Annotated in this window: 5 protein-coding genes; all 5 read left to right on the top strand. The window is 65.8% G+C overall.

Going from position 1 to position 4,215, the window contains the following annotated elements:
• A partial coding sequence (locus ACH6CV_RS17870) for a hypothetical protein (RefSeq protein WP_456359578.1) occupies nucleotides 1-534 on the top strand: 534 nt, incomplete at its 5' end.
• Between the two features lie 61 nt (nucleotides 535-595).
• Nucleotides 596-2,431 (top strand): DUF859 family phage minor structural protein, encoded by a 1,836-nt coding sequence (locus tag ACH6CV_RS17865; RefSeq protein WP_456359577.1) that lies wholly within the window; start codon nucleotides 596-598, stop codon nucleotides 2,429-2,431.
• 22 nt (nucleotides 2,432-2,453) lie between these two features.
• Complete coding sequence (locus ACH6CV_RS17860) at nucleotides 2,454-3,362, top strand: GH25 family lysozyme (RefSeq protein ID WP_456359576.1); 909 nt, start codon at nucleotides 2,454-2,456, stop codon at nucleotides 3,360-3,362.
• A 106-nt stretch (nucleotides 3,363-3,468) separates the two neighbouring features.
• Complete coding sequence (locus ACH6CV_RS17855; RefSeq protein WP_456359575.1) at nucleotides 3,469-3,903, top strand: phage holin family protein; 435 nt, start codon at nucleotides 3,469-3,471, stop codon at nucleotides 3,901-3,903.
• Nucleotides 3,900-4,215, top strand: a 316-nt coding sequence (locus tag ACH6CV_RS17850; RefSeq protein ID WP_456359574.1) for a hypothetical protein, incomplete at its 3' end; no start/stop codon positions are given. The genes ACH6CV_RS17855 and ACH6CV_RS17850, both read left to right, overlap by 4 nt.

Here is a 4,215-nt window from a genome sequence, read left to right as displayed (position 1 = left end):
CTGGGCGACCTGCGCGGCGTGATCCAGCAGGTTGATCCGCCCGCACACCCCGCGGACGGCGCGCTGTGGCTGAACACCGAAACCCGCGCGCTCGCGCGCTGGGACGCCGGCGAGGCGCAATGGGCGCCGGTGGTCGACCCCATCGCCTCCGCCATGATTGCCCAATTGCAGGGCGAGACCGTGCTGAACGACGACTTTCAAACCCTGATGGACAACGCCGCGCACCTCGCGCAGATTGCCGGCTCCACCGAACTCATCGACAACCTCGCGCAGACGATGGGCTTTGGCCCGGACGGGCTGATCATCTCCAGCCTGAGCGGCGAGTTCGCCGCGCGGCTTGGGACGCAGCAGCTGGACTTCCTGAAAGGCAAGGGGGCGGCCGCCGTGGCCATCGCGGTGTTCGGCCTGCTCAAGACGGTCACCGCGCCGTACCTGCAGGTAGGCGACCCGGCGCAAGGGCCGAAACTGCGCGTGGGCAACGCGATCCTCGAGTATCAGGCCGCTTCCGGGAACCTGACGTTCCGGAGGGCGTGACACAAAAGGACGGACGTGACACAAAAGGACGGGCGCGCAATATGTGGAAAGGCGTGGCGATATGCCGATAGAAACGATCATCACCTTGACCGGCCCGCGTTGGGGCAGTTCCGCGTTCAACTCATCCACGGCATCTTTGAAGGTCGGCAAAAGCGGCTCGGACAGCTATTACGGCTACGTTGGATTCCCGCCGTTGAACCCCGCCTGGTACATCAAATCGGTCAGGCTCAGGATGAAGCGTGAAGACGCCTACTCGACTAAGGTGCTGCAATTCGGATCCAACCAGAGCAACGCCTGGGGCAACAAGGGCGCGCTCGACTGGTCGGGCGATTTCACGGTGGCGAGCGGTACCGGAACCAAGGAGTGGGACTTGACCGCGCACAAGGCGATCCTGCAGGGCTATGCCGGCACGTGGTATCTGCACGTCGCGCACGGCTCGGGCAGCAACAGCTACTGCGAGTTCAACGGCGGCACCGGCACCGCCTCCCCACGCCTGGTGATCGAGTATGAGGAAGCGTCTCTGACCGTGCCGGGGGATCAGTTCACCATTGGCGCGGCGAGCGCGATCACCGTCGGCACGGCAGGCAGCGGCCTGACGCACGAGCTCTCCTATGCGATTGGCGCGGCATCCGGCGTGATCGCCAGCGACATCGCCGCCGGCGCCACGGTCGACTGGACGCCGGGCGCGGCGCTCGCCGAACAGATGCCCGACGCTATGGCCGGGACGGTGACGCTGACGCTGGAATCTTACCTGAACGGCACGCTGTCCTCGACGCTCCAATTCGGCTATACCCTCAACGTGCCCGCTTCGTATGTGCCGGCGATCTCGGCGGCGACGTTTGCGCTTTCGAACCCGGCGGGCGACGACATCGGCATCTACGTGCAGGGGCGCAGCCGCGGCGTCTGCATCGTATCGGCTGCCGCACCCGGTGGCGCGTCCATCCGCAGCTACCGGCTCACGCTGGCGGGAAAGACGTATTCCTCTGCGGCAAGCGTCATCACGACCGATGTGCTGACCGCGACGGGCGCGCTGACCGCGACGGTTACCGTTGTCGACTCGCGCGGTCAGACCGCCACGCTCACCACCGCGGCGGTGACGGTGCAGCCCTATGCCGCGCCGATGCTCACCTCGTTCTCCGTGGCGCGGTGCGACGCCGGCGGCAACCTGACCAACAGCGGCGCCTACATCAAGTACACGCTCGCCTGCGTGTTCTCCGCGCTCTCGAACCTCAACACGCGGGCCGGGTCGATCCGCTACAAGGTGGCGGGCGGTGCGTACTCCGCGCCCGCTTCGCTGAGCGCAGCCATGGCGGCGCAGGGTGATGTATTCTCGTTTGCGCTGACCGGCGTGCTGGGCGGCGGCGCGATTGGCTCGGGCAGCCATGTGGTCTCCGCGACGCTGTCCGACCGCTACAACACCGCAACCGATGAAGCCGAGCTGGCCAGCCGGACGATCTGGCTCGATCTGCACGGTTCCGGCGAGGGCGTGGCGGTGGGCAAGGTGGCGGAAACGGCGGGGCTGTTCGATGTGGGTATCGCGAGCCGGTTCCGCGACACGGCCCATTTCGACATCGCGCCGACGTTTTCCAACCCCGCGGCGGCGCGCGGCAATCTGGGCGCGACGCCGGCCGCGCTCGGGCTGCGCGCCGGCACGTTTTCCATCTCCCGCTCATCATGGACGGCGGACACCAACTACACGTATTCGGTCGCGTTTAACCCTGCATTGCCCGCCGCGCCCGCGGCGGTGCTTGTTGGGTTTCTGCGGGCCGCGAACGGGCTGGCGCCCTACTCGATCGGCACGACGGACTATACCGCCACGGGGTTTACCTTTAACATCGCGCGCAACGCCGCGCGCTCGGCGGCGACGGAGTTTACGCTCGTCTACATCGCCCTGTAAAACAGCGAAAGGATGACACGCCATGAACGACCCCATCTACCCCATCCACAACCGCATCCCGGACGTGAGCAAGTACCAGGGCCGCATCGACTGGCAGGCAGTCGCCGGAGCGGTGGACTTCATCATCATCCGGGTGCAGGACAACCAAATCCTTGACAGCGAACTGGCGCGCAACATCCGCGGTGCGAAGGGCAACCATGTGCCTTACGCGCTTTATGCCTACTTCCGCGCGGCGGACGAAGCGTCCGCCCGCATGGAGGCCGACCTGTTCTATGATCGCGCGGTTGATGCCGGCGCGATCGGTGCGGGTGTGGCTGGCGCGGGTGCGACAGACGGGCCGATCCTGTGGTACATCGACGTCGAGAAGAAAACCAGCGCGTGGCCCAGGCAGCGCAAGGCCGTGCTGGCCTACGCCGAGCGGCTGCGTGCGCGGGGCGCGCGGCGTGTGGGGTTATACACGTACAACGCCATGTTCCCCTACCTCAAGGCCGTCGCGGGGGCATTCGACGATGTGTGGATCGCGCACTACGGCAAGAACATCGGCGTGCCCAGCGGCTACCCGTCTTATCCCTGCGGTCTGCACCAGTACACATCCATGGCCGGTGCGGCCGCGTACAAACAATACGCCGTGCCGGGCATTCGTGGGCGCGTCGACTTGAACCGCCTGACCGGCGCGAAGCCGCTGTTCTGGTACACCGGGCGCGATTATGGGGTGCAGCCCGCACCCGAAGAGCCGCTCCGTCAGGTCAGGGTGATCGGGCGGCGGGTCAACGTGCGCTCCGGGCCCGGCAAGCGCCGGGCGGTGCTGGGCGTGGTCGGCAAGGGCATGCTGCTCACCCGGTCGGGCGAGAATCACGATGGCTGGGTCGGCGTCCTGTTCAGCGGCAGGAAGGGGTACATCAGCGCGAGGTACGCGCGGGCACAGCCATGACGCGCCATGACGCGCAGGACATTACGGTTGCTCAACCCGGCAGACAGGCGGCTTCCAAGCGGAGCCGCCTTTAGCATGCACAGAACGCTTATGGGAGGGATTTGGAATGAGAAATACTTTGGGGGCCGGCGTCGCCGCGGCGGGCGCGGCCATCGTGACCGCGCTGTTGGGCGGCTGGGATATGGCGCTGGAGATCCTGCTGATCGTCATGGCGCTCGACTACCTGACCGGCGTGGCGGCGGCGTTCAAGGCCAAGACCGTCAGCTCCAGCGTGGGCTTTACCGGCCTCATCAAGAAGGCGAGCATCTTCCTCATCGTCGTACTTGCCGCGCAGGTTGACCGGGTGACGGGCAACGCAACCAGCCTGTTCCGCAACTGCACGGCGTTTTTCTTTGTGGCCAACGACTCCCTTTCCATATTGGAAAACGTTGGCGAGATGGGCGTAAAGCTGCCCGCGTTCCTCAGGAACGCCCTGATCAAGCTGCGTGACGCCAACGACGCGCCGACCGAGGCGGGCGGCGGAAGGGGGGAACAGAAATGACGATGAGGGTGCCGATCGCGCGATTTGTGGCCTACATGCAGTGGTGCTACGAGAACAAGTGCGGCTACATCATGGGCGCATACGGGCAGGACCCCAGGAAGTGGGCGAAGGACAGCTGGTGGTTTACCCAGTATACCGGCGAACAGCGTAAGAAAGCGCTCTACTGGCGCGAGCACGCGCCGCTTGTGATGGACTGCAACGGCCTCGCCGAGGGCGGATACCAGAAGGAGACCGGCGTGAGCATCAACGCCCGCGCGCGCAACAACTACTCCTCGTGGTGCAATCCCAAGGGCACCGGGAAGATCCCCGCAG

Source organism: Anaerozeibacter quisquiliarum (assembly GCF_051162045.1).
Classification (GTDB): domain Bacteria; phylum Bacillota; class Clostridia; order Christensenellales; family Aristaeellaceae; genus Anaerozeibacter; species Anaerozeibacter quisquiliarum.
The sequence above is the reverse complement of the archived record's forward strand: the minus strand, read 5'-3'. Positions and strand labels throughout refer to the sequence as shown.